Annotated in this window: 3 protein-coding genes; all 3 read left to right on the top strand. The window is 71.5% G+C overall.

Annotation, left to right across the window (positions count from 1 at the left end; translation table 11 throughout):
- Positions 1–2,106: D-alanyl-D-alanine carboxypeptidase (locus tag ACFV5H_RS35485; protein WP_385198884.1), on the top strand; the 2,106-nt coding region annotated here is incomplete at its 5' end.
- A gap of 120 nt (positions 2,107–2,226) precedes the next feature.
- Positions 2,227–4,086: an MFS transporter gene (locus ACFV5H_RS35480; RefSeq protein ID WP_385056700.1), complete on the top strand. Its 1,860-nt coding sequence runs from the start codon at positions 2,227–2,229 to the stop codon at positions 4,084–4,086.
- A gap of 219 nt (positions 4,087–4,305) precedes the next feature.
- Positions 4,306–5,853 carry a sodium:solute symporter family protein gene (locus tag ACFV5H_RS35475; protein WP_385198882.1) on the top strand — a complete coding sequence of 516 codons (1,548 nt, stop codon included), beginning with the start codon at positions 4,306–4,308 and terminating at the stop codon, positions 5,851–5,853.
- The last annotated feature ends 67 nt before the right edge of the window (positions 5,854–5,920 follow it).

Below are 5,920 nucleotides of genomic sequence, written 5' to 3'. Positions count from 1 at the left end.
ACCGGGACGGACACGGACGCCCCCGAGGCCACGGCCGGCGCCTCCCGCGACCAGGACGAGTCCGGGAGCGCCAGGACGGACGCCGGCGCGCCCCGCGCCGAGGAGAAGCCCGAGGACGCCGGGACGGACACGGACGCCCCCGAGGCCACGGCCGGCGCCTCCCGCGACCAGGACGGGTCCGGGAGCGCCGGGACGGACGCGGACGCCCCCGAGGCCGCCGCCTCCGCGGGCGACGAGGACGGGTCCGAGGGCACTGGCAAGGGCGCGGGTGACGCGTCCCGCGGTCAGGACGGGTCCGAGGAGACCGCGCAGGACGGGCCGGGTGCCGGTACGGCGGAGGCCGCCGCTCTCGCGGGCCCGGGCGAGGGGGACTCCGAGGCGGGTCCGTCCGGGGGTGGTGACGGGAAGCCGGTCGCCGGGGCCCCGGAGGCGGTCGACGACGCCTCCGCCGAGGACGGCGAGGACGACCGGCACGGCGAGGACGAGCCCGGGGACGGACCGGCGGCGGCCGACGACGCCGGGACCGGCGCCGCGGGTGAGGACGGGCGGCCGAAGGCCAAGGGGCCCGTCGATCAGCCCACCGCCGTGTTCCGGACCGGGCGGCCCTCCGCGCCCGCCGTCGATCAGCCCACCACCATGCTCAAGCTGGGCGCCGCGGGCCGCGAGGCCGCTGCCGAGGCCGAGCGGACCAGCAAGTTCGTCGCGCTCAAGCGGGACGACGACCTCGGCGGACGCAAGCCGCCCACCGCGCCCGCCGCCCCCGCCGGGGCCACCTCCTCCCTCCCGCAGGCCGGCCCCGAGCGGACCACCCAGCAGCCGTTGCCGCCCAGGCCGCCGCTGGACCTGCTGGCCGAGCTGACCAACACCCCGCCGCCCCCGCAGACCCCGCTGCGGACGGCCGTGCGGCGGGTCAAGATCTGGACGCCGCTGGTCCTGCTGCTGGTGATCGTCTTCGCGGTCGTGCAGAACATGCGCCCGCTCCCGGCACCCGCCCTGGAGCTCACCGCCGAGGACGGCTACACCTTCGAGGGCGCCAAGCCCGAGATCCCGTGGCCGGCCGACGGGCAGGCCGCGCTGGACGTGGACGGCATCGGCACCTTCGGTTCCTCCGGCGAGCAGAAGCCCGTACCGATCGCCAGTGTCGCCAAGGTCATGACCGCGTACCTGGTCCTGCGCGACCACCCGCTCAAGAGCGGCGCCGAGGGCCCGATGATCAAGATCGACGACCTCGCGGAGAAGCAGTCCGACGCCGGGCAGGAGTCGACCGTCGACGTCACCGCGGGCGACGAGATCTCCCAGCGGGAGGCGGTCGAGGCCATCCTGATCGCGTCCGCGAACAACGTGGCGCGGCTCCTCGCCCGCTGGGACGCCGGTTCGGAGGAGGCGTTCGTCGAGAAGATGAACGCCGCCGCGAAGGACCTCGGCATGACCGGCACGACGTACACGGACCCCTCGGGTCTGAACGACACCACCGTGAGCACCGCCGTGGACCAGGTGAAGCTCGCCAGGGCCGCGATGGAGCAGCCCGCGTTCCGCGAGGTCGCCGCGATGATGTCGTACGACGACTACAAGGGCGTCAACCACCCCAACTGGAACCAGCTGGTCGGCCACAACGACGTCGTCGGCATCAAGACCGGCACCACCACCTCCGCGCTCGGCAACCTCGTGTTCGCCGCGAAGAAGGACGTCGACGGCGAGACCCACCGGATCATCGGCGCGGTGGTGCGCCAGCCCGCGGGCGGCAAGGACAACACCATCCTGTCCGCCGCCCTCACCTCGGGCGACGAGCTGATCCGGGCCGCGCAGGACGTGCTGGAGTCGGCGACGATCCTGAAGAAGGGCGAGGTCGTCGGGTACGTGGACGACGGTCTCGGCGGCCGTACGCCCGTCGCCGTCACCGAGGACGTCAAGGCCGTCGGCTGGGCGGGGCTGTCGGTGAAGCTGACGTTCGCCGGGGACGACCTGCCGCACACCGCGAAGGCCGGCGCGAAGGTGGGCACGCTCACCGTCGGCGACGGCTCGGGCGGTGCCGTCAAGGTGCCGGTCGCCCTGCAGGAGGACCTCGTGGAGCCCGGCTTCACGGACAAGCTGACGCGTCTCTCCTGACCCGGGGACGCACGAGCCAGGCGGCCGACGCCCACCCGGGCGACGGCCGCCTGGCTGCGTGCTAGCGTCACGAAACGGGCAGGGAACAGGCAGGGAACGGGACACGGGGAGTGCCTTCAGGTGGCCACAGCGGAGCCGACACGCGCCGACGACGCCGATCCGGACCCGGAATCCGGCCCGCGAATACCGCCGACCGGGACACAGCGGGCGTCCGAGGGCACTGACGACACCCCCGGTACCCCCGGCGCGCTCATGACCGCCGTCCTCGCCGTGCGCGCCCGCATGCTGCGGCACCCGGTGCTCTCCGTCACCGCGCTCGCCGGCCTGCTGCACATCGTCTGGTTCTTCACGTCCGCCAACAGCGGCGGCGATCTCGCCGCGCAGGACGCGTGGGCCGAGTTCGTCGGCCGGCACCCGGACTCCGCGTACAACCTCGCCTGGTACGGCGGTATGCACCCGGTGTCGTACAGCGTGGTGTCGCCGTACCTGATGTCGGTCCTCGGGGTGCGGACCACGATGATGATCGCGGGCACGGTGTCGGCGGGGCTGCTGACGCTGGTGCTGATGCGCGGCCGGGCGGTGCGCAACCCCCTGTGGGCCGCGCTCGCGGGCGTGTTCGCGCTGCTGTGCAACGCGGCCTCGGGACGGGTGACGTACGGGCTCGGCACGATGTTCGCGCTCGGCGCGGTCGCCGTGGTCTTCTGCTGGCCCCACCGGTGGCGCTACAAGCGCTGGGCGAAGGCCCTGTGCGCGGCCCCGCTGGCGGCGCTGGCGACGATGGCCTCGCCGGTCGCGGGACTGTTCGTGGGCCTGGTGGCGGTGGCGCTGTTCCTGCAGAAGCGCCGGCCGGGGGCGTGGGCGCTGGGTCTCGCGCCCACCGCGGTGGTGGCGGTGTCGGCGTGGCTGTTCCCGTTCTCGGGGACCCAGCCGATGGGCATCGGCTCGGTGGTCCTGCCGCTGCTGTACTCGGTCCTGGTGTACGTCCTGGTCCCCGTGGAGTGGAAGACCGTACGGATCACGTCCGCGGTGTACGGGCTGGGGATCGTGCTGGTCTGGCTGATCAGTTCGCAGATCGGGTCGAACATGACCCGGCTGGTGATGCTGTTCGGCGGGGTGGCGCTGGTGGCGGCGCTGCCGTTCGCGGTGCCGAAGTCCCTGAAGTGGTACGCGATCGTCGTCGCCTTCGTCGGCTTCACCGGCTGGATCGGCTTCAAGTCGGTCGACGACGTCGTGCACACCACGCCGCGGGCGTCCTGGGCGCGCGAGCTGGCGCCGCTGGTGAACGAGCTCCAGGAGGTCGGGGCCTGGCGGGGCCGGGTGGAGGTCGTCCCGGCCCGCTCGCACCGTGAGGCGTCCGCCCTCGCCCCGTACGTCAATCTGGCCCGGGGCTGGAACCGGCAGGCCGACATGGAGCGCAACCCGCTCTTCTACGACGACACCCTCAACTCGGCGAACTACCGCGAGTGGCTGAAGCGCTGGGGCGTGCGCTTCGTGGTGCTGCCGAAGGACGAGCCGGACGGTGACGGCGGTCAGCGGGAGCGGGAGCTGGTGCAGCGCGGGCTGCCGTATCTGAAGCAGATCTGGGGCGACGCGAACTGGCAGCTGTTCGCGGTGGACGAGCCGACGCCGCTGGCGGAGCCGAACACGGTCGTGGAGCGGGCCGAGCAGGGTGAGTGGACGCTGCGGGTGGAGAGGGCGGGCCGGATCCTGATCCGTGTCCCGTACTCGCCGTGGCTGGGCCTCGTCGACTCCGAGGGCAAGGCGCTGGACCCCCCGCAGGAGACGGAGGAGTCCGAGGACCGCCCGGAGGGCGAGCCGAAGACGTACGAGAACGTCCACGGCTGTCTGACGGAGAGGGAGGAGGACGAGAACGGCGACAAGTGGACGACGCTGCTCGCACCCCAGCCGGGGACGTACCGCCTGGCGGCTCCGTACAAGTGGGGGGAGCGGGGCACGCCCTGCCCGGACGAGCTGGGCTGATCCCGGAGGTCCCGCCCCTCCGGTCTCGTTCATGATGATGAACGGAGGTCAGCTAGTCGAACATTTTTACTTGCTCTTGACCTGACGGTTTCTTGTCGTGCCCGCGCCACCCCGCCCACGATGAGCGGGCACTTCGCGGCCTTCCTCGTCCCTACCCCGCTCAGGCGAAGTGCCAACCAGCTGAGTGGAGTTCACAAGGCGGACCCTGGAAGGGGGGACATGAACAGTCTCGACTGGGCGGTGCTCATCGGCTACTTCGCCGTGATGGTCGGCATCGGCGTCTGGTCCCACAAGCGCGTGGACAACGTCAGCGACTTCTTCACGGCCGGCGGCAAGATGCCCTGGTGGCTCTCCGGCATCTCCCACCACATGTCCGGGTACAGCGCGGTGATGTTCACCGGCTACGCCGGCATCGCCTACACCTACGGCGTGACGTCCTTCGTCACCTGGTCGTTCCCCATCGCCTTCGGCATCGCCATCGGGTCGAAGCTCTTCGCCCCGCGGATCAACCGGCTGCGCTCCCGGCTCCACGTGGCCTCACCGCTGGAGTACCTGAAGAACCGCTACGACCTGAAGACGCAGCAGGCGCTGGCCTGGTCCGGCATGCTGCTGAAGATCGTGGACGTGGGCGCGAAGTGGGCGGCCATCGCCACCCTGCTGTCGGTGTTCACCGGTGTCTCGCTCAACCAGGGCATCCTCATCACCGGCGTCGTCACGGCGATCTACTGCACCATCGGCGGCCTGTGGGCGGACGCGCTGACCGAACTCGGCCAGTTCGTCATCCAGCTCCTCGCCGGTATCGCGATGTTCGTCGCGGTGGTGGCCGAGCTCGGTGACCACGGCGGCTTCTTCGGGGCGTGGGACGAGCCGGAGCTCCAGGGACACGGGGAGCCGCTGGTCGGACCGTACGGCACGATCTTCCTGCTGGCGTTCCTGTTCATCAAGCTGTTCGAGTACAACGGCGGCATGCTCAACCAGGCCCAGCGCTACATGGCCACCCCCAACGCCCGCGAGGCGGAGCGCTCGGCGCGGCTGTCGGCGGTGCTGTGGCTGGTCTGGCCGGTGATCCTGTTCTTCCCGATGTGGATGTCGCCGCTGCTGGTGGAGTCCCAGAAGACGGACGGCTCCGACTCCTACGCCCTGATGACCGAGCAGCTGCTGCCGCACGGCCTGCTGGGCCTGGTCATCGTCGGCTTCTTCTCCCACACGATGGCCATGTGCTCCTCGGACGCCAACGCCATCGCGGCCGTCTTCACCCGTGACGTGGCCCCGGTGCTGTCGGCGAGGGCGCGGACGTGGGGCAACCGGTCCGGGCTGCTCGCGGCCCGGATCACGACGGTGGTCTTCCTCGGCCTGTCCATGGCGGTCGCGACGCAGGTCAACTCACCGACCTTCAAGGACATCATCACGGTCGTCATCAAGTGGGTGGCCGGACTGATGGGCCCGATCGCCATCCCGATGATGCTGGGCCTGCTGCGGCCGTTCCGCCGCTCCGGTCCGACGGCGGCGCTCACCAGCTGGGCCCTGGGGCTGCTGGCCTTCTGGCTGGTGAACTACCCGATCCACTGGGCCGTCGACGGCGGGGTGCCGCTGGAGTACCAGGTCTCCATCCCGCTGGCGGTCTCGCTGGTCCTGTACGTCCTGATCGGCTTCGTGAAGCCGGAGGACACTCCGGAGCGGATGGCGATCATCGAGCGTGTGAACACGGACGACGACTCGGCCGCGGCGGCGGTGCCGTCCCCCGCACCGGTGAGGGATCAGGCGTAGTCCTCCGCCCCCGCCGCCCCTTCCCGTTCCCCGCGCCCCTTCAGGGGCGCGGGGAACTGCGTGAGGG

This window comes from Streptomyces sp. NPDC059787, from assembly GCF_042732315.1.
In the GTDB taxonomy this organism is placed as follows: Bacteria; Actinomycetota; Actinomycetes; order Streptomycetales; family Streptomycetaceae; genus Streptomyces; species Streptomyces atrovirens.
The sequence above is the reverse complement of the archived record's forward strand: the minus strand, read 5'-3'. Positions and strand labels throughout refer to the sequence as shown.